The sequence below is a fragment of the Streptomyces longisporus genome (assembly GCF_039532765.1).
Lineage (GTDB): Bacteria > Actinomycetota > Actinomycetes > Streptomycetales > Streptomycetaceae > Streptomyces > Streptomyces longisporus.
The window spans coordinates 250,289-275,381 of the sequence record NZ_BAAASG010000008.1 but is presented as its reverse complement, the minus strand read 5'-3'; the positions used below and the strand labels follow the sequence as shown (position 1 = coordinate 275,381).

Here is a 25,093-nt window from a genome sequence, read left to right as displayed (position 1 = left end):
CCATCCGAACCGGCGCCCGTACGCGTCCTCGTGCTCCACATCAGCTTCGTCCACGAGGCCAACGACTGGTTCCCGAAGCAGGCCGCACAGAACGGCTTCACCTACACGGCGAGCAACAACTGGGATCTGCTCGCCAACGGCGGAGTCAGCGGCTTCCAGTTCGTGCCGTCCCTCGACGACCTGCCGCCGCCCAACGCACCGGATTCGAAGGCCCTGTGGACGAACACGAAGTACCGGATGCTGTACGCCAACTTCGGCCACAACGCGCTGGACTACGCCACCGCCACGACCCTGTCGTCGACGTTCGCGAGCGAGACGCAGAACCGCTTCCTGCTCGACGGACTGAAGTGGCTGGGCCGTACGGCGAGTTCACACCCGCACGCGCGCTCCTGAGCCGGTGCGCGAAGGGCCCCGACCGCCGCGCGGGTGCGGTCGGGGCCCCGCACCACGCCGCGCCTACGGGCGCCGAACCCGAACCGCACTGGCGTTCCCTACGATGACCCGGTGACGAGTGACACCCCCACACGGGCCGACGTCGACGAAGACGCCCGCGCAGCCGCCGCGCCCGAGGCGACCCCCTGGGCGCTGCGGCTGCGGCGGTTCGGGTACGCGGCAGTCCCCCGGACCGACGTCCGTGCCCGGTTGGTGCCGCCTTTTCCCGAACCGGCCACCAGGATCTGGGAGTTGGTGGGCCTCAGCCCTCGGACGGCTCGCCGCCTCGCGCGCTCCCTGGGCTGGTTGGGACCGGTCCTCGTCGCCGTGCTGGCCGGCGCGCTCCGCTTCTGGCGGCTGGGGCAACCACGAGCCGTCGTCTTCGACGAGACGTACTACGCCAAGGACGCCTGGGCGATGCTGCGGCTGGGCTACGAGGGCAGCTGGCCGGACCGCAAGATCGCCGACCCGCAGATCCTCGCGCACCCCCAGGTGATCCCGCTCTCCGACACCGGCAGCTTCGTCGCGCATCCGCCGATGGGGAAGTGGGTGATCGCCCTCGGGGAGGGGTTGTTCGGACTCGACCCGTTCGGCTGGCGGTTCATGACGGCGGCGCTCGGCACCCTGTCGGTGCTCATGCTGTGCCGAATAGGGCGCCGGCTGTTCCGTTCGACGCTGCTCGGCTGTCTCGCCGGAGCGCTGCTGGCGGTGGACGGTCTGCACTTCGTCATGAGCAGGACCGCCCTGCTCGACCTCGTCGTGATGTTCTTCGCGCTGGCGGCGTTCGGCTGCCTGCTGGTCGACCGGGACAAGGCACGGGCCCGCCTGGCAGCGGCGCTGCCCATCGGCGACGACGGTTTCGCGCGTCCCGATGCGTACACCGGCGAACGGGTCTGCATGGGCGCGCGTCCGTGGCGGCTCGCGGCCGGTTCCCTCCTGGGGCTGGCCGCCGCGAGCAAGTGGAACGGCCTCTACTTCCTGGTCTTCTTCACGGCCCTGACTCTCCTGTGGGACGTCGGCTCCCGCCGCGTGGCCGGGGCGGGCCACCCGTACCGGGCGGTGCTGCGCAAGGATCTCGGCTGGTCGACGCTCTCCCTGGTGCCGGTCGCGCTGGTGACGTATCTGGCGACCTGGACCGGCTGGTTCCTGTCCGACAACGGCTACAACCGGCACTGGGCGGACGGCCGCGGCGGCACCTGGTCCTGGATTCCGGCTCCACTGCGCAGCCTGTGGCACTACGAACACGCCGTCTACCAGTTCAACATCGGCCTCCACGCCCCGCACCGCTACCAGTCCAACCCGTGGAGCTGGCTGGTCCAGGGGCGACCCGTGGCGTTCTACTACCAGTCGCCGAAGGCGGGGCAGCAGGGCTGTCACGCCGCCACCGGCTGCTCGCAGGAGATCCTGGGCCTGGGCACCCCGCTGCTGTGGTGGGCGGCCTGCGGCGCGCTGCTCTATCTGCTGTTCCGCTGGGCGCTGCGCCGCGACTGGCGCGCGGGCGCGGTCCTGTGCGCGGTCGGTGCGGGGTACCTCCCGTGGTTCAACTACCAGGACCGTACGGTCTTCTCGTTCTACGCCGTCGTGTTCGTGCCCTATCTGTGCCTGGCCGTCGCCATGATGGTCGGCGCCCTGCTGGGGCCGTCGGGGGCCGACGAGCGGCGGCGGCTGGTCGGCGCGATGAGCGCGGGCGTGCTGGTGCTGTTCATCGCCTGGAACTTCATCTACTTCTATCCGCTCTACACGGGCACGACGATCCCGTACGGCGGCTGGCGGGCCCGGATGTGGCTGGACACCTGGATATGAGGCGGGCGTCGACGTTCCCGACCGTCACAGGGTGTCCGACTCCCCTGTCGAGCGACCGAGATACGTGACAGGCCCCGGGTCCGGAACGTCGATGCGGTGGAAGCCCAGCCGGTCGTAGAAGGCCCTGGCCGGGGTGTTGGCCGTGACCATGGAGAGGTGTACGGCTGCGATGCCCCGGTCGTGCAGGGCCCGCAGGAAGGTACGCATCAGCTCGCGCCCGTGCCCCTGGCCCTGCCACGCGGGGAGCAGGTCGATGTGCAGATGGGCGGGGTAGGCGGCGACCTCGGGCACGATCATTCGTTCCGGGTGGTGCAGGAGCAGGATCATCTGCTCGTCCGGGGTCGTCGGCGGTCCTGCGGGCTCCGGATGGCGGTCGGCGACCAGGGGCAGCCACTTGGTGCGGAAGTCTTCGACGAAGCGGGGCGTGTCCGCGGTGCCGAGGATGTAGCCAACGGCCCGGCCGCGCCTGTCGTCCAGGACGAAGGCCAGCTCCGGCTCCAGTACGACGTAGGGCGCCGCGAAGACGGTAGGGAAGATGGTGGGGTCCGCATAGACGGGACGGCTGTCCTGGCCGTTGTGTGCGGTGCGGATGCAGATGTCGTCGAGGGCCGGGCGGTCCTCGGAGCGGTAGGGGCGGATGGCGGGCGTCGCGGTCACCGCAGCATCCTGCACAACTGGGAGCGCTCCCACAAGGTTCTGGGCTGCTCCCTCGCGGCCTCGCAGGCGTCAAGGACGCGGAAGGCCGTCGTGAATGCGACACCCGGGAGCCGTGATTCCTCTGCGGAGACCGCGACCTCCCAGGTGCGCCACACGCCCGTAGTGGCGCATTCTTGCTGTGTCGCCCGCTGGACGGCGTACGGACGAGGTAGGGCCGATGACTCGCGCGGAGTACGCACACCGGACGCCCGGGCAGCTGGCCGCACTGCTGATCGACGCCTCGACGGAGGCGATCGGCGCGGCCGGCGGGCACTCGGGCGGGGTCTATCTGCGCTCCGGCACGCCCGGGCTGCTGCGGCTGGCGGTGCTCGCGGGGCTGCCCGGCCCGCTGTTCCGGCCCTGGTGGCGGCTGCATGTGGACCGGCCGTTCCCGGTGGCCGACGCCTACCGGCTGGGCGTGCAGGTGGTCCTGCCGAACGCCGCGGAGACGATGCGCCGCTATCCCCAGTTCGCGGCCGGGCTGCCGTTCCAGTTCGGGTCGATGCACGTACCGATCGGCTGCGGGTCGACGACCTTCGGTGTGCTGACCGTGCTGCGGCACTCCACCGCGGACGCCACCGAGCTGCTCCACCACCGCGATCGCATGGTGCGGCTGGCTGAGGACCTGGGCACTGCCCTGCGGCGACTGGAGGACGGCGGCAGGTCGTCGGTGGCCTGGGACGGGGAGCCCGTGTGCGTACGGCCGCCCGGCGCGCGCCCGCCCGCGGGGCGTGCCGGGGGTTTCGCCTGGGATCCGGTGACGGACGTCGTGACCGTCGACGAACGCCTGCCGGCCCTGCTGGGGGTGCCGATCGACGCGTTCGCGACGTCCGTGGAGGCGCTCGCGGACGCAGTGGCCCCCGCCGAGACCCAGCGGGTCCTGGCCGCGCTGCGGGAGACGGCCGCGGGCAGACCGCCGCCGCTGCCGCTGTATGTGCGGGCCGAGGACGGCGCACTGCGCCTGGTGGAGCTGTGGAGCCCGTACGCGGCCCCGGCCCCGCCCGGCACTCCCTCCGGCGCGCATCCGGTCCGTGGTTTCATCGTCGATCCCGGTCCCGGCGCGGCGGCCGACGCCGCCGCCGATCTGCTGCCCGACGGGGTGCTCTGCCTGGACCGGCTGGGGCTGGTCCTCTACGCCAACCCGCGCGCCGGCCAGCTGCTGCACTGCTCCCGGACGCAGCTGCTCAGCCGGCCCCTGTGGGAGGGCGTGCCCTGGCTGAACCAGCCGGCCTTCGAGGACCATCTGCGCAGCGCGCTGCTGTCCCCGGAACCGGTGCGCTTCCATGTCGCGCGGCCCGCCACGGACGGCGGGCAGGACGAGGCCCCGTCGTACGAGGGCGCCTGGCTCGATGTCTGTGTGTATCCCGGCCCGGACGTGCTGACCTGCACGTTCCGCCCGGCGAACCGGGTGGCGGACGCGGCCGCCGACCTCACGCGGGACCCGGCCGCCACCACCTCTCCCGGGGTCCCGTCGATGGCTCCGCTGTACCGCCCCATCGTGCTGGCCATCGCGCTGACGGAGGCGGTCACCGCACGGCAGGTGGCAGCCGTGGTCATGCGGGAACTGCTGCCCGCGTTCGGCGGCCGGCGCCTCGCCATCTATCTGCTGCAGGACCGGCACCTGTATCTGGCCTGGGAGAACGGCTTCCCCAAAGGGTTCCTCAGCCCCTTCGAGGGCGTGGGCCTGGACGCCCATCTGCCCGGGGTCGAGACGCTGACCAGCGGCAGGCCGATCTTCTTCGACTCGATGGAGCAGCTGGCCGCCGCCTACCCGGGCATCCCGCTGGACGCGGACGAGGGGGCCCGCGCCTTCCTGCCGCTGATCGCCTCCGGGCGTCCGGTGGGCTCCTGCATCCTGGGCTTCGACGGTTCACGCAGCTTCAGCACCGAGGAGCGCACGGCACTCACCGCGCTCGCCGGGCTGATCGCCCACGCCATGGAGAAGGCCAAACGCTACGAGAGCGAGGCGGCGCTCGCCCGCGGACTGCAGCAGGCCCTGCTCCCCCGCCGGCTCTCGGCCCATCCGCAGGTGGAGACCACCGGCCGCTATCTCCCCGGCACGCAGGGCATGGAGGTGGGCGGCGACTGGTACGACGTCGTGGAGGCGGGGGACGGTCTGGCGCTGGTCATCGGCGATGTGCAGGGGCACGGCGTGCAGGCGGCGGCCACCATGGGTCAACTGCGCAGCGCGGTAAGGGCGTTCGCGCTGGGTGACCGGCCGCCCGACGAGGTGATGAGCGGCACGAACCATCTGCTGATCGACCTCGACCCCGGGCAGTTCGCGAGCTGCTGCTACATCCGGCTGGACCCGGCCTCGGGTCTGGCGCGGGCGGCCCGCGCGGGGCATCCGCCGCCGCTGCTGCGTCACCCGGACGGCCACACCGAGGTGCTGGATCTGCCCGGTGGCGTGGTGCTCGGCGTGGATCCGCACGCCCAGTACCCCGTGGCCGAGCTGCGGATCGAGCCCGGCGCCGTCCTCGCGCTGTACACGGACGGGCTGGTGGAGCGGCCCGGTGTCGACATCGACGAGGGCATCACCGCTCTGCGGGTGGCCCTGGCGAAGGTCGGCGCGCCTGCCGTCCGCCCGGGCCGCCGTCCGCTGGCCGGGGTCGCCGACCGCCTCACCGCGACGGCCCGGCACTCCGCGGACCGTCCCGACGACATCGCGCTGCTTCTCGCCACGCGCCGCACGCCGCACCGGAACCAGCAGTGAAACCCACTCCCCCGGCGACATCGGCATACGGACAGGGAGCAACATGTCTGTCACCTACTGGCCTTCCCTCCGCTGGCCGGGATCGCCGACCCCCCACCGCAACAGCCCGGCACCCCGCAGACCGTCCCGACGACATCACGCTGCTGCTCGCCACGCGCCGCACGCCGCACCGGAACCAGCAGTGAAACCCACTCCCCCGGCGACATCGGCATACGGACAGGGAGCAAGATCTCTGTCACCTACTGGCCTTCCCTCCGCTGGCCGGGATCGCCAACCCCCCACCGCAACAGCCCGGCACCCCGCAGACCGTCCCGACGACATCACGCTGCTGCTCGCCACGCGCCGCACGCCGCACCGGAACCAGCAGTGAAACCCACTCCCCCGGCGACATCGGCATACGGACAGGGAGCAAGATCTCTGTCACTTACTGGCCTTCCCTCCGCTGGCCGGGGTCGCCGACCCCCCACCGCGACAGCCCGGCACTCCGCAGACCGTCCCGACGACATCAGGCTGCTTCTCGCCATGCGCCGCACGCCGCACGGGAACCAGCAGTGAAACCGTCCACCGCCCGTGACGTCGGCACGCGGACAGAGGGCGATCTCTGTCACCCGCTGTGACGCCTCTCGCCTCACGCGGCCCGGCAGTGTAGACATGGGCACATGGTCCGACTTCCGGACCGTTCCGGGACCCGGTCGCACCGCCGTCCCGGCGGTCCCCGTGCCCGCCGCGCGAGCGATCGCGCCCACGCAGCGCACGGGCGGCGCACGACGCGGACGCCGCGCAGCGCGCCCGGCCGCCCGAGTGGACACCCGGCCGAGCCGGAACCGGGCCGCATCAGCGCACTGCGGTCGGCGCTGACCGGGCGCAGCATCGCCCGGCAGGTGTTCGTCCTGCAGGTGGTGATCGTGCTGCTGCTGGTGGTCGCCGCGGTGGTGGCGCTGTATCTGCAGGTCCGGCACGACAGTACGCAGGAGGCCCGCAACCGGTCGGTCGCCGTCGCGCAGGCGTTCGCCAATGCGCCGGGCACCCGCGAGGCGCTCAGCAGCCCCGAGCCCACGAAGATCCTGCAGCCGCGGGCGGAGGCCGCCCGCAAGGCGACCGGCGTGGACTTCATCGTCGTCATGAACACCGACGGCATCCGCTACACCCACCCCAAGCCGGACCGCATCGGCAAGAAGTTCGTCGGAACGATCGCCCCCGCGCTGGCCGGCGGGACGGTGACTGAGGAGATCAACGGGACGATCGGACGGCTGGTGCAGGCGGTCGTGCCGATCAAGGACCCTCAGGGCAAGGTCGTCGGCCTGGTCTCGGCGGGCATCACGACCGCGACCGTCGGCGGCACCGCCGACCGGCAGCTGCCCCTCGTCCTGTTCGCCGCGGCCGGGGGTCTCGCCCTGGCCACCGGCGGCACCGCGCTGGTGAGCAGACGGCTGCTGCGCCAGACGCACGGCCTGGGCCCGCACGAGATGACCCGCATGTACGAGCACCACGACGCGGTGCTGCACGCCGTGCGCGAGGGCGTGCTCATCGTCAGCGGCGAGGGCCGGCTGCTGCTCGCCAACGACGAGGCGCACCGTCTGCTCGACCTGCCCGCGGACGCCGAGGGCCGGCACGCCCTCGACCTGGGCCTCGCCCCGGACACGGCCGAGCTGCTGGCCTCCGGGCGCGTCGCCACCGACGAGGTGCACCTGGTCAAGGACCGGCTCCTTGCGGTCAACCAGCGGCCCACGGACGTGCAGGGCGGCCCGCCGGGCAGTGTCGCCACGCTGCGCGACTCGACCGAGCTGCGCGCCCTGTCCGGCCGCGCGGAGACGGCACGGGAACGCCTCAACATGCTGTACGACGCCGGGGTGGGCATCGGCACCAGTCTGGACGTCGCCCGTACCGCGGAGGAGCTGGCGGAGCTCGCCGTGCCGCGGTTCGCCGATTTCGCCACGGTGGACCTGTTCGACGCGGTGCTGGGCGGGGGCCAGCCGGAGGCGGTGGCCTCCTCCTTGCGCCGTACCGCGTCGAGGGGGATCCGTGAGGACGCCCCGCTGTACAAGGTGGGCCGGCAGATCAAGTTCGTCGACTCCTCGCCGCACGCCCGGAGCCTGTACTCCGGGCAGGCCGTGCTGGAGCCGGACCTCGGTGCGGCGCCGGGCTGGCACGCGCAGGATCTGGAGCGCACCGCGCAGGTCGTCGAGTACGGCATCCACTCGCTGATCACCGTGCCGCTGCGCGCGGGCTCGCTGCTGCTCGGGGTGGTCAGCTTCTGGCGCTGCGAGAAGCCGGAGCCCTTCGACGCGGACGAACTGGCCCTGGCGGAGGAGCTGGTGGCCCGCGCCGCGGTCTCCATCGACAACGCCCGCCGCTACACACGTGAGCACAGCATGGCGGTGACGCTGCAGCGCAGCCTGCTGCCCCGCCGCCTGCCCGAGCAGACCGCGCTGGACATCGCCTACCGGTATCTGCCGGCGCAGGCCGGAGTCGGCGGGGACTGGTTCGACGTACTGCCGCTGTCGGGTGCCCGGGTCGCTCTCGTGGTCGGCGACGTCGTCGGGCACGGGCTGCATGCCGCGGCCACCATGGGGCGGCTGCGCACGGCGGTCCACAACTTCTCCGCCCTGGACCTGCCGCCCGACGAACTCCTCGCGCTGCTCGACGAGTTGGTCGGCCGCATCGACCAGGACGAGACGACGGACGGCGGCAACGCCCCGGTCACCGGCGCCACCTGTCTGTACGCGATCTACGACCCGGTATCGCGCACGTGCACCATCGCCCGGGCGGGCCATCCGCCGCCGGCCCTCATCCGGCCGGACGGCGAAGTGGAGTTCCCCGACGTACCCGCCGGTCCTCCGCTCGGCCTCGGCGGCCTGCCCTTCGAGACGGCCGATCTCGTGCTGGAGGAGGGCAGCCGTCTCGTGCTCTACACGGACGGGCTGGTCGAGGACCGGGAGCGGGACATCGACGAGGGGCTCGCGCTCCTGCGGGGGGCACTGGAGCGCGCGGGCGAGTCACCCGAGGACACCTGCCGGGTGGTGCTCGAATCACAGCTGCCGGCCCGGCCGAGCGACGACGTCGCCCTGATCGTGGCCCGTACCCGCGGACTCGACGCCGACCGGATCGCCGACTGGCAGGTGCGCAACGACCCGGCGGCCGTCGGTGAGGTACGGGCCTCCGTCAGCCGCAGGCTCACCGAGTGGGGGCTCGACGAGCTGACGTTCACCACGGAGCTGATCCTGAGCGAGCTGGTCACCAACGCGATCCGCTACGGCGCCGACCCCATCCTTGTGCGCGTGCTGTTCGACCGCACCCTGATCTGCGAGGTCTTCGACAGCAGCAGCACATCGCCGCACCTCCGGTACGCGGCGATGACGGACGAGGGCGGCCGCGGGCTGTTCCTGGTGGCCCAGCTCGCCGATCGCTGGGGCACTCGGTACACCCCCGAGGGCAAGGTCATCTGGGCGGAACAGCCGCTGCCCTGACTCACCCCCTTTTGGTCCGTACCTGGTTCGTACATCCCTACGAACTTCTTCCGCGACGGGTGTGCGTCACGTCGCCGCTCTGATAGGAAACCTTCCTATCAGTGTCAGGTACGGCCAACTCCCCACCCCCCACCACCACTTGGAGCCCCCGTGGCGCACCCCTCCAGCGACCCTGCACGTCCAGCCCGCATCGCACGCCGCAGCGTCCTCGTGGCCGTCGGCGCATCCCTGGCCGCAGCGCCCTTCCTGCGGCCCTCCCACGCCTCGGCCACCCCGTCCGCGGCGGGCTGCGTGGGCCTCGACGACCCGGCGAAGAAGGAGATCGCCATGAAGCTGGTGTCGAGCGCGGAGAACTCCTCGCTCGACTGGAAAGCTCAGTACAAGTACATCGAGGACATCGGCGACGGCCGCGGCTACACCGCCGGGATCATCGGTTTCTGCTCCGGCACCGGCGACATGCTCGACCTCGTCCAGCTCTACACCGACCGCAAGCCAGGCAACGTTCTTGCCAAATACCTCCCGGCGCTGCGCGCGGTGAACGGCTCCGACTCGCACGAGGGCCTGGACCCGAACTTCCCCCGCGACTGGCGCAAGGCGGCCCAGGACACCGCGTTCCAGCAGGCACAGAACGACGAGCGCGACCGCGTGTACTTCAACCCGGCCGTCCAGCAGGGCAAGGCGGACCGGATCGGAACGCTGGGGCAGTTCGCCTACTACGACGCCATCGTCATGCACGGCGACGGCGACGACCCCACCAGTTTCCGCAACATACGCAAGCGCGCCCTGAACAAGGCCAAGCCGCCGGCGCAGGGCGGCGACGAGGTGGCCTACCTCAACGCCTTCCTCGACGCCCGGGTGTGGGCCATGAAGCAGGAGGAGGCGCACAGCGACACCAGCCGGGTCGACACCGAACAGCGGGTCTTCCTGCGCAACGGCAACCTGTGTCTCGACACCCCGCTCAACTGGAAGGTGTACGGGGACAGTTACCACATCGGCTGACCGGGGCGCCGGGCTGCCGCACCGCGCGGGGGCGGTACGGCAGCCCGGCGGCACCAGAGGCGCTGGCCGACGCGGTCCACGACGGCCACCTTCTCGAGACCCCGCATCTCGTGGTATCGGCCGTGGGCCTCCGAGGTGCCCTCGGAGGCCATGCTGAGCCACTTGAGAAGCCTGAGCGTTCCGGGTCATAAAATTGATTTATGAGCTCATAGAGCGGACCCGCGTACCGACTTAGGCTTGCCTTAGCTTAGGCTTCCCGTTCGAGTCGCCTGTCATCGCTCGAAGGGAACCTGATCATGCCGCGCCCCCTGCGGGTAGCCATCGTCGGAGCCGGCCCCGCCGGGATCTACGCCGCCGACGCCCTGCTCAAGTCCGAGGTGGCCGCCGACCCCGGTGTGTCCATCGACCTCTTCGAGCGGATGCCCGCCCCGTTCGGCCTGATCCGCTACGGCGTCGCCCCCGACCACCCGCGCATCAAGGGCATCATCACGGCCCTGCACCAGGTGCTCGACAAGCCCCAGATACGCCTCTTCGGCAACGTCGACTACCCGACCGACATCAGCCTGGACGATCTGCGCGCCTTCTACGACGCCGTGATCTTCTCCACGGGTGCGACGGCCGACCGCGCCCTGCCGATCCTGGGCATCGACCTCGACGGCTCGTACGGCGCCGCCGACTTCGTGTCCTGGTACGACGGCCACCCGGACGTCCCGCGCACCTGGCCGCTGGAGGCCGAGAAGGTCGCCGTGCTCGGCGTCGGAAACGTCGCGCTCGACGTGGCCCGCATCCTCGCCAAGACGGCGGACGAGCTGCTGCCGACGGAGATCCCGCCGAACGTCTACGACGGCCTGAAGGCCAACAAGGCGCTGGAGGTCCACGTCTTCGGCCGGCGCGGCCCGGCGCAGGCGAAGTTCTCCCCCATGGAGCTGCGGGAGCTGGACCACTCCCCCAACATCGAGGTCATCGTCGACCCCGAGGACATCGACTACGACGCGGGCTCGATCGAGACCCGGCGCGGCAACAAGCAGGCCGACATGGTCGCCAAGACCCTGGAGAACTGGGCGATCCGCGATGTCGGCGACCGTCCACACAGGCTGTTCCTGCACTTCTTCGAGTCGCCCACCGAGATCCTCGGCGAGGACGGCAAGGTCGTGGGCCTGCGCACCGAGCGCACCGCCCTGGACGGCACCGGCAACGTCAAGGGCACCGGCGAGTTCAAGGACTGGGACGTCACCGCCGTCTACCGTGCGGTCGGCTACCTGTCGGACAAGCTGCCGAAGCTGCCCTGGGACCTCGACTCCGGCACCGTCCCGGACGAGGGCGGACGGGTCGTCCAGGAGTCCGGCGAGCACCTGCAGTCGACGTATGTCACCGGCTGGATCCGGCGCGGTCCGGTGGGCCTGATCGGCCACACCAAGGGCGACGCCAACGAGACGGTGGCGAACCTGCTGGACGACCACGCGAACGGCCGTCTGCAGACGCCGGGTTCACCCGAACCCGAGGCCGTGGACGCATTCCTCGCCGAGCGTGGCGTCCGCTTCACCACCTGGGAGGGCTGGTACAGGCTGGACGCCGCGGAGAAGGCGCTGGGCGAGCCGCAGGGCCGTGAGCGCGTGAAGATCGTCGAGCGTGAGGACATGCTCGGGGCGAGCGGCGCCTGACGCTGGCGAACGCCGGTCGTGCCGCACCCCGCAGAAACGTGACACGACCGGCGTGGGCTTCGCACGGAACCCCTGATGTCGCTCATGCGTTCCTCCCTGTGTGCGTACGACCGCGGGGGCCGTGCGGAGACGAGCGGGGTGGGGCGTGGCACGTGTACTGGTCATCGGCGGTGGAACAGCCGGCACGGCGGCGGCTCTGGCCCTGCGCAAGGCGGGCTTCGAGGTCACCGTGCACGAGGCGCATCCCGGCTCGGCCGAGGACCTGGGCGCGTTCCTCACCCTCGCGAGCAACGGCATGCGCGCCCTCGCCCAGCTCGACGCCTCTGCCGCGGTCACGGCGCTCGGCTTCCCGTTGACCTCGATGCGGGTACTGGACGACGCGGGCGCCGAGCTGGCACAAGTACCCCTCGGTGAAGCCGCCGACCCGCTCCTGCAGTTCCGCTGCCTGCGCCGCGGCGACCTCACCGCGGCCCTGCAGGCGGAGGCCGCCCGCCGGGGAATCCCCGTCCGGCACGGCGCCCGCCTCGCCTCCGTCCAAGAGGGCGCAGATGGCGTCACCGCGCACTTCACCGACGGCAGCACCGCGACCGGCGACCTGCTGATCGGCGCCGACGGGCTGAACTCCACGGTCCGCCGGCAGATCACCCCGGAAACCCAGCCGTGCTACGCCGGTCAGCGGGTCTTCTACGGCTACACCGGCGCCGCGGAGCGGTCGGAACCGGAGGCGCGCATCACGATGGTGCGCGGCAGCACGGCAGCCTTCGGCTACGCCGTCTCGCCCGAAGGGGAGACGTACTGGTTCGCGCGCGTGGGCGGCGAGCCGCTGGACGCCGACGCTATCGCGGACGGCTCTCCCGCCCACTGGCGTGAACTGCTCGTCCCGCTGCTGCGCAAGGACGCCACTCCCGCCGCGGACATCGTCGCGGCCGCCGGTGACGAGGTCATGGTCACCAACGCCACCGAGATACCCGCCGGCACGCCCTGGCGCTCCGGCCGGCTGCTCCTCATCGGCGACGCGGCCCACGCGGCCTCTCCGGTGACCGGTCAGGGCGCGTCCTTGGCGCTGGAGGACGCCGTGGTCCTCGCGAAGTGCCTGCGCGACGCACCCGACACCGATACGGCGCTCAGCCTGTACGAGGAGCTGCGCCGCCCGCGCGTCGAACACAACATCACAGTGAGCGGGAACATCTCCCGAGGCACGCAATCCTCGTCTCCCGCCGGGCGTCCGGGCACGCCTCCTGCACGGCCCGGAGAGGACCGACTGATACGTCTGCTGGAGTGGGAGTCAGACATCCTGGAAGAACGGTCGGCCGGAAACGCGTGAGCGTGCCGGGCACCGGCCGCCAGCCGGAAAAGGCAACGCCCTGACGCCCCCTCAGCCTGTTACCGTCCCCCGGTGTACTCCCTCACAGAGCCTCCTTTCTTCACTCGTCTGCGCGATGCCCGGCGGGTTCTCGTCGTCGGTGCGGGCGGCGGCTTCGACGTGTACGCCGGCCTTCCGCTGGCCCTGGCGCTGCGCTCGGCGGGCAAGGAGGTCCATCTGGCCAACCTGTCCTTCGCCGACCTGTACGGGCTGGACATGGACGTGTGGCTGGAGGCGGACGTCGCGGCCGTCGGGCCCGACACCGTGGCGCGCGGTGACTACTTCCCCGAGCGCACGCTCGCCCGGTGGCTGGATGAGCAGGGCCTGCCGGCCACGGTGTACGCGTTCCCGCAGACCGGGGTACAACCGTTGCGCGCCGCGTATCGCGCGCTCGTCGACCATCTCGGCGGCGTGGACGCCCTGGTGCTGGTGGACGGCGGGACCGACATCCTCATGCGGGGCGACGAGCACGGCCTGGGCACTCCGGAGGAGGACATGGCGAGCCTGGCCGCAGTGAACGGGCTGGACGAGATACCCCAACGGCTCGTCGCCTGCCTGGGGTTCGGGGTGGACGCCCATCACGGCGTGAACCACTCCCTGGTGCTGGAGAACCTGGCCGCGCTGGACCGGGACGGCGCCTACCTGGGCACGTTCTCGCTGCCGCGCGAGAGCAGGGAAGGCGCCCTCTACCTCGACGCGGTCACCCACGCCCAGCACAGCACGCCGGAGTACCCGAGCATCGTCAACGGATCCGTTGCGGCAGCCGTACGCGGTGACTTCGGCGACGTCCGCTTCACACGGCGAACGAAGGACAGCGAACTGTTCATCAACCCGCTGATGTCCCTGTATTTCTGCGTGGACGCGCCCGGTCTCGCCCGCCGGAACCTCTACCTGGACCGGCTGGAGAACACCGCGCTGATGCGCCAGATCAGCTCCGTCATCGAGGACTTCCGCGCCGGGCTGACGCGCCAGCGGCCCCCGCGCGCCTACCCGCACTGACCACGGGCGGGCGCAAGCGCTGAAGGTGCCGGCCCCGACCCCCGCGGAGGTCAGCGCCCGGCGAGGTCCCGCCCGGCCACCACCGTCAGCGCCAAGGTCAGCAGCGTGAGCGCGGCCGTCTGGGCCAGTGCGGCGGCGACGAAGGCGGCGGGGACGGGAAGGCCCAGCCACGGATACAGCGTGGCGATCCGCACCGCCAGGAGCAGCAGGCCCAGCGCGGCCAGGGCCATGGCGCCGCAGGCGGGTCGCGTGTCCATGCGGCGAGGGCGCAGCAGCAGCCGGCCGAGCGCCCCGAGGACGAAGCAGGTGGCCGGCGCCCAGACCGCGTCGGGCACGGCGGGCAGCACGACCTCGGACGCACCCATCACCACACCGCAGGCCGCGAAGACGAGACCGGGTGTGCCGACCGGCAGCACGGCCGCGGGAGCGTCCCGGTGGTGGGCCGCGCACAGCGCGAGCGCCGGCAGCCAGGCGAAGAGCGCGCCGGCGGTGGCGAACCACGGGTCCCACGGCACCAGTTCGCTCACCAGCGGACCGGCGAACGGCCACAGCGTGGGCAGCGCGGCGAGCAGCACCGAGGCCTGGGCGAGGCGCCGGCGGTCGTGCAGGAGGGCGAAGTATCCGACCGTCCACAGCAGCGGCAGCGTCCACTGGGCGGCCTCGACGACGCTCGTGAGCGGCCCACGGCCGGTGAACCCCGTCAGGAACATGTCCCACTCGCGTGTGCCGTGCGTGCCCGCCCAGGTCAGCTCCAGGACCCGGTCGACGACCGCGGCGGCGGCCTGCAGCAGCACGGCGAACAGGGCGAAGTTGCGGACGGCCGCCCCGAGCAGGACGTACGGCCGGGGCGCCCCGGTGGCGGCGAGCCTGCTGCGCACGGCGAGCGCGGCGATGCTCGCCACCTCGCCCAGGGTGGGCCTGCTCTGGTCCTGCAGCTCCTGGTCGACGTCCCACAGGTAGACCTCGACCATCTCCTCCTCCCGGCCCCGCCGGTAGTAGGCGGGCAGCAGGCGCAGCACCGTGCGATAGCGCGCCTCCAGCAGCGTCGTCATGCCACACCACCCGCGAGTCCGGGGCCCGCGGACGGTTTCGCGACCGCGCCGGGGGCCTTGCGTCCCTCGGCGATGCGCGACTTGGCGGCGCTGGCGCCGGCCGCCATGCGCTCCGCCTCCGCGTCGAGCGCCCGCATCCCTTCGTCGGTCAGGCGGTAGTAGCGCCGCAGCCGGCCCTCGTGCACCTCCTCGCGGTCCAGGACGATCAGCCCGTCCGCGGTGAGCCGGTCCAGGACGCCGTACAAGGTGCCGACGCGCAACTGCACGGCGCCGTCGGAGACTTCCTCGACCTCCCGCAGGATCCCGTAGCCGTGCCGGGGCTGGTCGGCCAGGGCGGTGAGGACGAAGAACGCCGCCTGAGTCATGCTCCTCGATGCCATGCGGCCATGATATCTCGGCTTCCGATATATAACGCAAGGGCGAGGCATACCGGCGTGTGGCACACGAACAGGACCCGCCCCTAAGCGGATGGTGGGCGGGCCCTGTTCGCGGGCGCCATTGTGGCGGGCCCGGTGCGCCGGGGATACGGGTGAACCGGGTGGCCTGGAGTGCATTCCTCGCACCCCGAGTGCACCGCGCGCCTCCCGTGCGAGCACCCCCCGGGGGCACCCCGCCGGCGCGCGGCGTCGATACTGGTGGATACACGTGCCCCCGCCCTCAGATGGACTCATGCGTACTTCGCCCTCCGTCCGACCGACCCCGTCCCCCACCCTGTGGCTGGCCCGCGGCCGCCATACCGGGCCAGATGCCGAAGACGTCGTACGCCGGACGCTGCACCGGCTCAAGGACGAGGGGACCATCGACGACCATCTGGAGGTGGCCGTCTCCGAGACCTCCGCGAGCAATGCGGAATGCGTCTTCGAGGCCCGGTGGACGGTCGCCGAGTCGGTGACCGTGCGGGCCCGGCTGACCCTGACGCCCGATGCCGACACGGGCGTGGAATGGGTGCTGGCGGCGGAGGCGGAACGCCCGTGGGAGCAGGGGTGGCCCTCCCCCGCCACCATGTTCTGGCCCGTAGAGCCGGATGCACCCTGGGACCACCAGCCCGGCACGGGGTTGCGCCTGCGGGAGGCCAACCGCCTGCCCGCGGACGACAAGGACATCCGGCGCCTGCTCCGCAACTCCGTGCGCGGAGGCTGGCACATCAACCTCGTCGTGCACGAGGCGATGACGCCCGACGAGCGCGGCCGGCTGCCGCTCGGCCCGCTGCTGCCGCCGAGCCTGCGCCATCGCGTGCTGGAGCACCGTGCCGCACCGGACCAGTTGCGCATCGTCAACCGGGCCCTGCGCGAGTTCGGGGTGCAGGTCCCGCGCGGCGGTGCCGTCCTGCTGCCCACCACGCCGGCCCCGGAAGCCTTCGACGCGGACGACTTCTCCGTACGCACCGTCTTCCTCGACGGCACACGGCCCGCGCAGCTCGTCGACGCCCTGACCCGTTTCGCCGCACTGCCGCTGCCGCTGCCGGACGGCGCCGAGGAGGCCGTCACCGCCCTGCGGGACGACTGGCGGCTGCGGACGCTCGAGGAGGAACTCGCCCACGCACGGGGGCTCGTGGCCATGTACGCCGAGGCGCTCGAGGCCATGACCAAGTCCCGGGATCTGTACCGCGAGGCCGCCGAGCGCGCGCACGAGGCGCTGGCCGTCTACCGCGAGAACGGCGACGGGCTGCCTTCCCGGCCGCAGCCGCCCGCTCCGGCCCAGGGCTCGCCCTTCCAGCAGCTGACCCGGAGGCTGGAGCGGCTCAAGGACACCGCCAAGGCGCTGCGCCCCACGTCCGCCCCGGCCAGCGGACGGGAGCCGGACGGCGCGGTCGAGCGGCCGGATCCCTCCGGCCGCTGAGCACCTGGGCCCAGGTCCCGCCTGCACGGCGTTTGTCCACCGGCGCCGAAGCGCCCGCGGTCCGGGAGAACCGCGGGCGCGGGGCCACGACGCCGTGCGGGCGCCGGGGACGCGGCGCATCAGTCCAGACGCCGTGCCGTGGCCAGAGGACGAGCAGGAGCACCCCCCAGAGCGGGAGGGCGCGCCGCTGCGCGCAGGACCAGGGCCGTCACTGCCGTCAGTGCCGCGATCACGGCGACCAGGCCGGCGAGCCAGCCCGGGGCGAGCGTGAGGTCGAGCGCCCGGAACAGCGACCGCGAGCGGAACCCGCGGTACAGCTCGGCACCGGCGAGCAGCGCCGGCAGCACGGCCGCGACCACGAGCACGGCCCGGACGGGACGCAGGGTCACCAGTACGGCCAGCAGGGCGTACAGGATCGACACCGCGATGCCGGAGGCGTACACCTGGACTGACGTGCCCGACTTGTACATCGGGAACCAGAGCAGCGCGCACAGGAAGAGTGCGGCTGCGACGAGCAGGCCCGCCCACGGCGGGCGTTCGGCGGCGCGACGCGGCGCGCCGACGGGCTGCCTCGGCATGGTGTCGCCACCGTAGGAAGGCAGGACCGTCGGGAACGGCGGAAGGCCGGTGCCGGTGCCTTCCGGGCGCCAGTCCGCCTCACCGGCCTGCGCAAGAGACGGCTCCGCCTTCGGCGGGGCGGGGTGGGCACCGCGATCTGTGCTCAGCCGGCCGATGAGTTCCACCAAGTCCTCCACGGACCGCGCCGCGGCGACCGCCTTTGCGGCTTCCTGTCCGAAGCGGCGCTCCGTCGACGGCAGGTGCAGCAGCGCCATCAGCCGGGTCACTTCCTCCACCGGACGGTTCTCGGCCGCAGCACGGATTACCTCGTCCGCGCTGGAAGGGTCGCGCGGTGGTTGGGTCAGCAGGGTGACCAGACGGGTGACGTCCTCCACGGAGCGGTCCGTGCCGACCGCGCGCAGCGCGTCGATGGTGGCTTTCGCATACTCCGGGGACTGCTCCAGCATGGTGATCAGGTTGGCGACTTCCTCCAGTGGCCGGTCCGCGATGGCGGCATGCACCAGGGCGCTGGCCGGGTCGTCGTGCGCGCCGACTATGGAGGGGTCGTAGGGACGGGGTGATGAAGAGCGGATGCTCATGACTCTCCTCCATGGAATAGACGGAACGGTTCACCTGCTCTCGCATCTCCCGGCGCGTTTCACGACGTTGCGATGCAGTGCCATTACTAAGCGCCGCTTCCGGTCCGTGCCAGTCGGGATGGGCCACAGGTGTGAGGCCCCGTCGCGCTTCTGACGGGGCGACGGAGGACGTACGGACGCCGGAAAGGGGAATCCGGGACAAGGGGCGCGCCGTTCGGCACGCCGGATGGAGGAGGACCGTGAAATGGACCACAACGGTGATCGTGGTCGCCGTTGCGCTCGCGGCGCTCGCCCTCGCGGTGGCCGTCGCCCTGCTGGTGCGGCTGGTGCGGACGCGGCGCGACCTGATGCGTGCCGGGCTTCCGACCGGGCGGCGCTGGGTCTTCTGGGGTGCCGTCCTGTACTTCCTGCTGCCGACCGACCTGCTGCCCGACCCGGTCTACCTGGACGACATCGGCGTCCTTCTCCTTGCTCTGCGCAGCATGCGCGGCCCTTTGGACGGGCCGAATCGTCACGAATCCTCCCTGTGACTACGCAGAGTAAGGAAACCAATCACTCGTTCGATTCGTATAAGTGACTGGAAGGGCAATGCAGTCGGCGGGCCGGGCGGCGCCGCGGGGAGCGGACCGCCGGGTCGGTGCTGCACTGACGAGGGAGACACGATGCAACCGTTCGCGCTCAACTACGCACGTCCGGCGGTGGAGTTGGAAGCCACGACTCCGTACGTCTACGACTCCGGGCTGCAGTTGAACGTGCTCATGGACGGCCGGGTCGCCGCCGGTGACCTCGCGCTGCTCAGAGAGTTGGGGACCACCACGTCCACCGCGGGCTCCAAGACTCACTTCGACGACTGAACGCGGAACCGCCCACTATGACCGTGCTGATCCTGACTTGTGAAGAGGACGTGACCGCCGACATGGTGGTCGTGCACCTGAACGCGTCCGGGGTCCCCGTGGTCCGCCTGGACCCCGCCGACCTCCCCGGCGGTGTCGCGCTGTCCGGTGAGTACGTGCACGGCCGTTTCCGCGGCCACCTCCAGTCCGCGGGCCGCCTGGTGAGCATCGCCGGGCTGCGGTCGGTCTGGGTGCGCAGGCCGGGGGATGCGGCCGCGCGGGCGGCCCAGCCCTCCGCCTGGCTGACCGAGGAGTCCACCCAGGCGCTGTACGGCATGCTGCGGGGCTCGGACGCCCGCTGGATGAACCACCCCGACGCGGCCCGCCGGGCCCGGCACAAGCCGTGGCAGCTGCGGCTCGCCCAGCGCTGCGGACTGCCCGTGCCGGCCACGTTGATCACGACGTTTCCGCAGGCGGCCCGGGAGTTCGCCGACCGCTATCCGGATCTGGTGGTCAAGCCGGTCTCCGGGGCGCATCCGCAGGATCCGCCCCGGGCGGTGCCGACCAGCAGGGTGGCGCCGGACACGGACTTCTCCGCCGTGGCGTTCGGGCCGACGCTGCTGCAGCGGCGGGTCGGCAAGCGGGCCGACATCCGGCTGACCGCCGTGGGCGAGCGACTGCTGGCGGCCCGCAAGGCGACTGCCGACGATGCGGATCCGGACGATCCCGGTGCGGTGGACGTGCGCTTCGCCTCCGACGACATACCGTGGCGTGCGACCGACGTCCCGCCGCGCGTCGCCGACGCCGTCCGCTCTTATCTGCGAGAGGCAGAACTGGCCTACGGCGCCTTCGACTTCGCCGAGGACGCCGACGGGACCTGGTGGTTCCTGGAGTGCAATCAGTCGGGGCAGTTCGGCTTCGTCGAGGTGGAGACGGGTCTGCCGATCGCCCGGACCATGGCGGAGTGGCTGGCCCATCCCGGGCCGGAGCCCCAGACACGAGTCAACGGCTCCAGCACCACGGTGTGTTGAGGGCGGCGGTCAGTGGGGCAGCGAGCCGGGCAGCAGCGCGGTCCGCTGCCATCCGGCCCCCGGGGAGGAGTGGCGCTCGGGGGCGGCGGGTACGGAGCCGAAGGACTGCAGCGGCCGCATGGCGTACTCCAGTTCCCGGCTCACGCGCTCGGCCTCCCGGCGAGCCTGAGTGGGGACGTCGCCGCGCTCGGCGACGAGTCGGTCGTAGATCGGGGAATCCTGGAACACCGACGCGCCTTTCGTGTGGTGGCCCATGCGCATGGGCACGGCTGTCGAGTGTATGCGCCCCGGGATACCAGGGTGTGAATTCTCCAGGAGCACTTGACGCCGACACGGCGGTTGTGACTGTCCGGATGTGCGTCATTCGAAGCTGCCGTCGCGTCAGACAGCCAGTGACAGACCGCCGTCCCCGCCTGCGGCTCCGCGCGAGGCGATGAGCAGGGCGTCCGCCTTCGCGATCGCGTCCTCGACGCTCGCGGCTCCCATGACGGCGCACAGGGTGCGGCTGACGTCCGCCAACTCCCGTGCGGCCTGCGGATTCTCACGCTCCGCCTGCGCGATGCGCAGCGACGCGTATCTGGTGAGCAACGTTCTGACGACCTTCGGGTCCGGAACGAGCACGAAGTGCCCCTCTCTTAGGTTTGCGCCTCGCCTTCCCGGTCAGGCCCGGACCAATCGCATCTTCCGCGCCCCGGGCCTCAATTGACGCAAAACCGCCGTCCGACCCGATTCCCAGCGCGCCGCGAGGCGTTGAACAGAGGGTAACCCCCTCAGCACGAACGGTGAAGCACATGAACCGCTCCGGCCGCCTCCTCTGCACCCTCTACCTCACCACCAGCGCCGAACTCGCCTGGGCCACGGTCCTCGAATTCCTCCACGGTCCCCGGTGGGCCGCATGTCTGTTCGCCGCGGCGAGCCTGGTCCCGCTCATCGCCGTCGTCCGCGAGACCCTGATCCGCGACCTGCGCAGGGCCGCGGTCGTGACACGCCACCCCGCGCGCACGGCCACCGACGAGATCGTGCGCGGTGAGCTGGACGCCGCGTGCTGCGAACGGTGGTGGACGAGCCTCGGCATCCACCACGACTCGACCTGCCCGCATGGCATGCGCCGCAGCAGCGCCGCCTGAGGAGACGGCCGCGGGGCGCGCACGGCGGCTCAGGCGACCTGTCCGCCGTGCAGCTGTGTGTACGCCCCGCCGCCGCGCAGGAGTTCCTCGTGCGTCCCCGTTCTCCAGGATGCGGCCGCCGCCCATCACCACGAACCGGTCGACGAACTCCGGTGCGTTGGCTTCGCGCAGGGCCGCGCGCACCGTTTCCTCGTCGGCCTCGTCCATGCATGAACCCGACGAGCGCGATCGTCTCGCCGGGTGTCACGGAGAGCGTGAAGTCGCGTACGGCGGGCCGCCCGCTGTCGTCGTACGGGTGGCCGACACCCTCGAAGGTGACGGCGCCGCGCAGCGAGGTGAGTTCCGCCTTGCCCTCGTGGCCTCGAGTTCGGGCGCCTGCAGCACCTCGCCGACCGAACGCACCGACTCCAGGCCCTTGGTGTGCGTGACGCCCCAGACGCCGTAGTACGAGACCAGGGCGGCGCCGGCCAGGACGAGCCACGGTGATCGCGCCCAGCCCGCGCGGGTGCACAGCGCGAGCGCAGAGTGGTGCCCATGCGGCGCACGCTGCCGTACAGGAGGCGACCGTAGAGCGTCGATGACGGATGCGGTGATCAGTGGCAGCAGCCAGATCGGGCTGTGCTTGACGGTGAACACGCCGACCGCCGCGATCAGGTGGCGGCGGTCGGCGCGGAACAAGTAGCCGAGGAGCTGTCAGACGGCGTCGAGCTGCGCGAGTTCCTCGGCGTCCAGGGTGAGTTCGGTCGCGGCGAGGGAGTCGCGGATGGTCTCCGGGCGGCTGGCGCCGGGGATGGGCACGACCACCGGCGACTTGGCGAGCATCCAGGCCAGGCACACGCGCTGCGGGCTGACCCCGTGGGCCTCGGCGATCCGCGCGAACGGCGCGTAGGCGGAGCCCAGTTCACGGGCCCGGGAGATGCCGCCGAGCGGGCTCCAGGGCAGGAAGGCGATGCCGAGTTCGTCGCACAGTTCGAGTTCCGGCTCGCTGGAGCGGAAGGCCGGGGAGAACTGGTTCTGCACGGAGACCAGCCGGCCGCCGAGGATCTCGTTCGCCTGCCTGATCTGGTCGGGGTCGGCGTTGGAGATGCCGGCCAGCTGGATCTTGCCCTCGTCCAGCAGGTCGCGGATCGCACCGACGGACTCGGCGTACGGCACCCTCGGGTCGGGGCGGTGGAACTGGTAGAGCCCGATGGCCTCCACGCCGAGCCGGCGCAGGGACGCCTCGCAGGCCTCCTTGAGGTGGCGGGGGCTGCCGTCGAGGGTCCAGCTGCCGTCACCGGGGCGCAGATGGCCGCCCTTGGTGGCGACCAAAACGTCCCGGCCGCGGTCATGGGAGGAAAGTGCCTTGGCGATCAGGGTCTCGTTGTGGCCGACCTCGTGGGCGTCCCGGTGGTAGGCGTCCGCGGTGTCGATCAGGGTCACGCCGGCGTCGAGGGCGGCGTGGATCGTGGCGAGGGAGCGTGCCTCGTCCGGCCGTCCCTCGATCGACATGGGCATCCCGCCCAGGCCGATCGCGCTGACTTCGACGTCACCGATGCGGCGGGTCTGCATGTGCTCGTGACCTCTTCCGGTTGTTGCGCGGTACCGAATGACGTTCGGCCCACCGCACATGGAGTGCGGGAAAGCCCCAACGCATTCCAGCGTGACCCGCCTACGGGCCGCAGGTCCAATAGAGGAAAGAGAACGCATTCAGCAACCGCACCACTGAATCGCCGCCTCCGCCGCATCTGCTTGCGCGACCGGCCGGTCGGTGTGCGAGGCTCGCTGGCGACCGGTCGCCACAAGGGGCGACGCAGTGGAGAGGCGGCGGCATGCGCATAGGACTTCTCGGTACCGGCCCCTGGGCGGAGATGGCGCACGCCCCTGCCCTGCACGAGCATGCGGAGCTGGAGTTCGTGGGGGTGTGGGGCCGCCGTACGGAGGCCGCGAAGCAGCTCGCCGACCGGTTCGGCACACGCGCCTACGACGATGTCGACGCACTGTTCGCCGACGTGGACGCGGTCGCGGTCGCCCTGCCGCCGGCCGTGCAGGCGGAGCTCGCGGTGCGGGCGGCGCGGGCGGGGTGCCATCTGCTGCTGGACAAGCCGCTCGCCACGACGGTCGGGCAGGGGCAGGCCGTGGTCGACGCGGTCCAGGAGGCCGGCGTGGCCTCGGTCGTCTTCTTCACCAGCCGCTTCCTGCCCGAGACCGAGGCGTGGATCACCGAACAGGCGGCGGTGGGGGGCTGGTTCACGGCGCACGCCCAGTGGCTGGGGTCGCTGTTCGGCGGTGACAGCGACAGCCCGTTCGCCAACTCGCCGTGGCGACGGGAGAAGGGCGCGCTGTGGGACGTGGGCCCGCATGCCCTGTCCGTGCTGCTGCCGGTCCTCGGTGACGCCCGGCGGGTGGTGGCCGCGGCGCCCGGTCCCGGGGACACGGTCCATCTGGTCCTCGACCATGCCGGCGGTGCGTCGAGCACCCTGACGCTCAGTCTGTCCGCCCCGACCGCGGCCTCGTGCGCCGCTGCCGAACTCCGGGGCGAGGCAGGAGTGTCGGTGCTGCCACAGAGCGCCGAGGGGCCCGTCGCCGCGCTCGGACACGCCGCCGACGCACTCCTCGCCGCCGCCCGCACCGGGCGCCCGCACGCATGCGACGCCGCGTTCGGCCAGCGGGTCACCGAGATCCTGGTCGAGGCGCAGGCGTTGCTGGACGGCGCCGCTGACTGACGCGGCGTCACGGTTCCTCCGCTGCAGCCTGTGTTTGACGTCACATCCAGCTCTGATCTACTCGGTCCTGGCCCGAGTCCAAACAGGCTGCGGCAGGAGGAAACCGTCCGCCCGGCTCCGGCATCAAAGCGAGGCACAGGGCTGTTGGAAAGTCCGTCGGCTGACGTGGCGTCACCGTCTGCCCGGCGCGGTCTGCTTCGCCACTGTGGCGAGGACCGAGTCGACCAGCGTGGGGACGGACCGCCCGGCTCCGGCGTCGATGCGGTCGAGGCTCAGCTCGTCAAGGGCCTCGACCATGAGGTTCTGATAGCGCTCCGTGCGGGCGAGGAAGCGGTCCATCAGTGCCCGTTCCTCGTCCGTCGCCGTCTCGTACCGTCCGCCCGCGTGCACCCGGGCACGCAGCACGGCTTCGTCGGCCGTCAGCCACACGGCGCCCGTGTGCGGCACGTCCAGTCCGGCGACGCGGACGGGCCACAGCGCCGAGCCCTCCAGAACGAGGCCCGCGCCGGCCCCGTTCTCGGCCGCATGGGTCGTGATCAGCCTGCGGATGCGGGGCCACAGCCGTTCGTAGTGGTCGAGGACGGACGTGATCAGTTCGTCGACCGTCAGCGACGCGTAGTGCTCGGCGACATGCGCGGGCACCTCCCGCTCCGGGGTTCTCCAGGGCCGCCCTGGGTGACGGGCCAGCAGGTCCGTCGACCGGTACTCGAACCCGAGGCGCTCCGCCACCGCTCGTGCGACCGTCGACTTGCCCACGTTCGACGTGCCCCCGATCAGCACCACCCGCACGCCGGGCGCCTCCCCGCCCCTACGCATGCTCGAACGGTTCGTCGCTCCAGCGGAACCAGGCCCGGTCGCCCTCGATGTGCAGCAGGAACTCGGGAACCGGTCCGTCCGGCGACGACAGGGACACCTGTCTGGTGATCTCCTCGTAGGCCGCTTCCCACTCCTGCCGGTGCTCCTCGTCGTCCCGCGAGATCAGGGCGAGTTCACGGGCGAACAGATCCCGGACCGCCCCGAAGCCCGGCCCGGCGGTGAAACGGCCGGACAGCCACGGAAAGTCGGCGTCGTCGATCAGGATCTCCCCGACCGGCTCCGCACCCGTGCGCACCTGCCAGACCTCGCCCTCGAACCCCACGCCGCATCCCCCTTCAGCCGCCGATCACCGCCATCGACCAGCATGCCACCCGGCACCGACAGCCGGCCCGGCGTGCGG

22 protein-coding genes and 2 pseudogenes are annotated in these 25,093 nt (G+C 71.7%); 14 read left to right on the top strand and 10 right to left on the bottom strand.

Annotated elements, in window-relative coordinates:
• Positions 1–36 precede the first annotated feature (36 nt).
• Positions 37–378, top strand: a pseudogene (locus tag ABD355_RS18330) (hypothetical protein); the annotation flags it as partial.
• Between the two features lie 126 nt (positions 379–504).
• Positions 505–2,235 (top strand): dolichyl-phosphate-mannose--protein mannosyltransferase, encoded by a 1,731-nt coding sequence (locus tag ABD355_RS18325; RefSeq protein WP_344401505.1) that lies wholly within the window; start codon positions 505–507, stop codon positions 2,233–2,235.
• Between the two features lie 24 nt (positions 2,236–2,259).
• On the opposite strand, the gene ABD355_RS18320 is transcribed toward ABD355_RS18325, so the two are convergent.
• Positions 2,260–2,892 (bottom strand): GNAT family N-acetyltransferase, encoded by a 633-nt coding sequence (locus tag ABD355_RS18320; RefSeq protein ID WP_344401503.1) that lies wholly within the window; start codon positions 2,890–2,892, stop codon positions 2,260–2,262.
• Between the two features lie 217 nt (positions 2,893–3,109).
• Here ABD355_RS18320 and ABD355_RS18315 point away from each other — a divergent pair, with 217 nt between their 5' ends.
• The 6 genes from ABD355_RS18315 (at position 3,110) to ABD355_RS18290 (ending at position 14,133) form a co-directional block, all read left to right on the top strand.
• Positions 3,110–5,644 (top strand): SpoIIE family protein phosphatase, encoded by a 2,535-nt coding sequence (locus ABD355_RS18315; protein ID WP_344401501.1) that lies wholly within the window; start codon positions 3,110–3,112, stop codon positions 5,642–5,644.
• A gap of 659 nt (positions 5,645–6,303) precedes the next feature.
• The gene (locus ABD355_RS18310; protein ID WP_344401500.1) at positions 6,304–9,111 is read left to right on the top strand and encodes a SpoIIE family protein phosphatase; all 2,808 of its coding nucleotides are present in this window, start codon (positions 6,304–6,306) and stop codon (positions 9,109–9,111) included.
• A 150-nt stretch (positions 9,112–9,261) separates the two neighbouring features.
• Positions 9,262–10,110, top strand: a complete 849-nt coding sequence (locus tag ABD355_RS18305; RefSeq protein WP_344401499.1) for a chitosanase — start codon at positions 9,262–9,264, stop codon at positions 10,108–10,110.
• A gap of 296 nt (positions 10,111–10,406) precedes the next feature.
• Positions 10,407–11,771, top strand: a complete 1,365-nt coding sequence (locus ABD355_RS18300) for an FAD-dependent oxidoreductase (RefSeq protein ID WP_344401497.1) — start codon at positions 10,407–10,409, stop codon at positions 11,769–11,771.
• A 145-nt stretch (positions 11,772–11,916) separates the two neighbouring features.
• Positions 11,917–13,095, top strand: a complete 1,179-nt coding sequence (locus ABD355_RS18295; RefSeq protein WP_344401495.1) for an FAD-dependent oxidoreductase — start codon at positions 11,917–11,919, stop codon at positions 13,093–13,095.
• A gap of 72 nt (positions 13,096–13,167) precedes the next feature.
• Positions 13,168–14,133, top strand: coding sequence for a DUF1152 domain-containing protein (locus ABD355_RS18290; RefSeq protein ID WP_344401493.1), 966 nt, complete (start codon positions 13,168–13,170; stop codon positions 14,131–14,133).
• A gap of 50 nt (positions 14,134–14,183) precedes the next feature.
• Here ABD355_RS18290 and ABD355_RS18285 read toward each other — a convergent pair whose 3' ends face one another.
• Together ABD355_RS18285 and ABD355_RS18280 are read right to left on the bottom strand one after the other, a co-directional pair.
• On the bottom strand, positions 14,184–15,185 hold the full coding sequence (locus ABD355_RS18285; RefSeq protein WP_344401491.1) for a hypothetical protein: 1,002 nt from the start codon (positions 15,183–15,185) through the stop codon (positions 14,184–14,186).
• On the bottom strand, positions 15,182–15,550 hold the full coding sequence (locus ABD355_RS18280) for a PadR family transcriptional regulator (protein ID WP_344401664.1): 369 nt from the start codon (positions 15,548–15,550) through the stop codon (positions 15,182–15,184). Before ABD355_RS18280 ends, ABD355_RS18285 begins: the two co-directional genes overlap by 4 nt.
• Positions 15,551–15,854: 304 nt before the next feature.
• Here ABD355_RS18280 and ABD355_RS18275 point away from each other — a divergent pair, with 304 nt between their 5' ends.
• Positions 15,855–17,024 (top strand): hypothetical protein, encoded by a 1,170-nt coding sequence (locus ABD355_RS18275; RefSeq protein WP_344401489.1) that lies wholly within the window; start codon positions 15,855–15,857, stop codon positions 17,022–17,024.
• A gap of 119 nt (positions 17,025–17,143) precedes the next feature.
• On the opposite strand, the gene ABD355_RS18270 is transcribed toward ABD355_RS18275, so the two are convergent.
• Entirely contained in the window at positions 17,144–18,181 is a 1,038-nt protein-coding gene (locus ABD355_RS18270; RefSeq protein ID WP_344401487.1) for a hypothetical protein, read from the bottom strand.
• Positions 18,182–18,420: 239 nt separating this feature from the next.
• Between ABD355_RS18270 and ABD355_RS18265 the strand changes: the two genes are divergently transcribed.
• From ABD355_RS18265 to tgmB, 3 genes are all read left to right on the top strand, one after another.
• Positions 18,421–18,711, top strand: coding sequence for a YkvA family protein (locus ABD355_RS18265; RefSeq protein WP_344401485.1), 291 nt, complete (start codon positions 18,421–18,423; stop codon positions 18,709–18,711).
• Positions 18,712–18,843: 132 nt separating this feature from the next.
• Positions 18,844–19,035, top strand: a complete 192-nt coding sequence (gene tgmA / locus ABD355_RS18260) for a putative ATP-grasp-modified RiPP (protein ID WP_099933570.1) — start codon at positions 18,844–18,846, stop codon at positions 19,033–19,035.
• Positions 19,036–19,052: 17 nt separating this feature from the next.
• Positions 19,053–20,045 (top strand): ATP-grasp ribosomal peptide maturase, encoded by a 993-nt coding sequence (tgmB, locus tag ABD355_RS18255; protein WP_344401481.1) that lies wholly within the window; start codon positions 19,053–19,055, stop codon positions 20,043–20,045.
• A gap of 9 nt (positions 20,046–20,054) precedes the next feature.
• Here the strand turns inward: tgmB and ABD355_RS18250 are convergent, their stop codons facing one another.
• Together ABD355_RS18250 and ABD355_RS18245 are read right to left on the bottom strand one after the other, a co-directional pair.
• On the bottom strand, positions 20,055–20,273 hold the full coding sequence (locus ABD355_RS18250) for a hypothetical protein (RefSeq protein WP_115911561.1): 219 nt from the start codon (positions 20,271–20,273) through the stop codon (positions 20,055–20,057).
• 153 nt (positions 20,274–20,426) lie between these two features.
• Positions 20,427–20,666 carry a DUF5133 domain-containing protein gene (locus tag ABD355_RS18245; protein WP_344401479.1) on the bottom strand — a complete coding sequence of 80 codons (240 nt, stop codon included), beginning with the start codon at positions 20,664–20,666 and terminating at the stop codon, positions 20,427–20,429.
• 170 nt (positions 20,667–20,836) lie between these two features.
• Between ABD355_RS18245 and ABD355_RS18240 the strand changes: the two genes are divergently transcribed.
• Complete coding sequence (locus ABD355_RS18240; protein ID WP_344401477.1) at positions 20,837–21,172, top strand: hypothetical protein; 336 nt, start codon at positions 20,837–20,839, stop codon at positions 21,170–21,172.
• 29 nt (positions 21,173–21,201) lie between these two features.
• On the opposite strand, the pseudogene ABD355_RS18235 reads toward ABD355_RS18240, so the two are convergent.
• Together ABD355_RS18235 and ABD355_RS18230 are read right to left on the bottom strand one after the other, a co-directional pair.
• Positions 21,202–21,859, bottom strand: a pseudogene (locus tag ABD355_RS18235) (hypothetical protein); the annotation flags it as partial.
• A gap of 6 nt (positions 21,860–21,865) precedes the next feature.
• Positions 21,866–22,723 (bottom strand): aldo/keto reductase, encoded by an 858-nt coding sequence (locus ABD355_RS18230; RefSeq protein ID WP_344401475.1) that lies wholly within the window; start codon positions 22,721–22,723, stop codon positions 21,866–21,868.
• Positions 22,724–22,983: 260 nt separating this feature from the next.
• Between ABD355_RS18230 and ABD355_RS18225 the strand changes: the two genes are divergently transcribed.
• Positions 22,984–23,877, top strand: coding sequence for a Gfo/Idh/MocA family protein (locus tag ABD355_RS18225; RefSeq protein ID WP_344401473.1), 894 nt, complete (start codon positions 22,984–22,986; stop codon positions 23,875–23,877).
• Between the two features lie 171 nt (positions 23,878–24,048).
• Here ABD355_RS18225 and ABD355_RS18220 read toward each other — a convergent pair whose 3' ends face one another.
• Together ABD355_RS18220 and ABD355_RS18215 are read right to left on the bottom strand one after the other, a co-directional pair.
• On the bottom strand, positions 24,049–24,693 hold the full coding sequence (locus ABD355_RS18220) for an AAA family ATPase (RefSeq protein WP_344401471.1): 645 nt from the start codon (positions 24,691–24,693) through the stop codon (positions 24,049–24,051).
• A complete protein-coding gene (locus ABD355_RS18215) occupies positions 24,686–25,015 on the bottom strand; it encodes a hypothetical protein (protein WP_344401469.1) in 330 nt (109 codons plus the stop codon). The genes ABD355_RS18220 and ABD355_RS18215 overlap by 8 nt, the downstream gene beginning before the upstream one ends.
• Between the last annotated feature and the right edge of the window lie 78 nt (positions 25,016–25,093).